This window comes from Peribacillus sp. P4_C12 (assembly GCF_056402095.1).
Window position 1 is genome coordinate 1 of sequence record NZ_JBFUIB010000941.1, and the last position, 978, is coordinate 978.

The 978-nt window shown below is 33.3% G+C and carries 1 protein-coding gene and 1 pseudogene; both read right to left on the bottom strand.

Features of this window, described 5'->3' with window-relative positions; genetic code table 11:
* Window positions 1-186, bottom strand: a pseudogene (locus tag AC1DUW_RS30430) (PepSY-associated TM helix domain-containing protein); the annotation flags it as partial.
* A gap of 493 nt (window positions 187-679) precedes the next feature.
* Entirely contained in the window at window positions 680-871 is a 192-nt protein-coding gene (locus AC1DUW_RS30435) for a hypothetical protein (RefSeq protein ID WP_053345549.1), read from the bottom strand.
* Window positions 872-978 lie beyond the last annotated feature (107 nt).

Sequence of the window (978 nt, forward strand, 5' to 3'; positions counted from 1 at the left end):
TAGCTTGCCCACTACTTTTCCGCTATACTGATCTAACCATACTTTTACATTTCCATTCCCTGGATCGAATGAACCGCTGAGACGAAATTCCACTGCGCCTTCTGGAGTTCCTCTTTCCACCTTATCGGGCATTCTAACTTGCATAAGTGTTCCCTGAGGCACTGCTTTTTCAGCCCTACTTAACAATTCATCAAGTGGATCTACGTGTTTTCATAGAAATGCCTTCTTTCCAAAAGTAGTATGAAATTATGAATGATAATCAATAATATAAAGAGAATGATTATCATTGTCAATAAAAACTTGTAAAAGGCTACACAACCCTTATCTGATAATCTTTAGATGACCCTAACTATAATAAAAAGAGATGCCCCAAAAGTTATACTTTTGGAACATCCACTTTTAGAAAATGTGTTCAAAAACTTGTAATTTTTCCTAGAAACGTTCGTGGTGCTAAAACCAGCTGTATTCCCCAATGGCTTTCACGAGATCTTCTTCTGTTTGATATGAAGAAAAATGCGCTGTCTCTGTTTTGAGATACGAAAAGCAAGATTCGATACAAGCATTATCAAGGCAAATCCGTCTTTTCCTGATTTCACTCTGATTGTACTATACATTAATGTTCAAAAATAAAATTAACTCCTAGCATAATACATGCTAGGAGCTAAAATTTTATTCTTTATTAATAAGCCTTGTCATGTGAATATTCAAGTGAGATACCTCTTTTTAAGGCTGATTGTTCAATCAATCTAATTTCATGATACATAGCATTAGATAAGATTCCTTTTTCTATGTTCTTATTTATTTCATAAAAGAATCCGGTCAATAAATCTAAAGGTAGTCTATCGTAAAGAGAACTTTTTTCTTCCTCCATAAAGCACCTCCTAATTCAACTATACAAAAAATTAGCATCAATTGAAAGCGTTTTCTTTTTTTATCAAAGACAACTATGTTTTAGGCAGGAAACTAAAATGAAAGAAT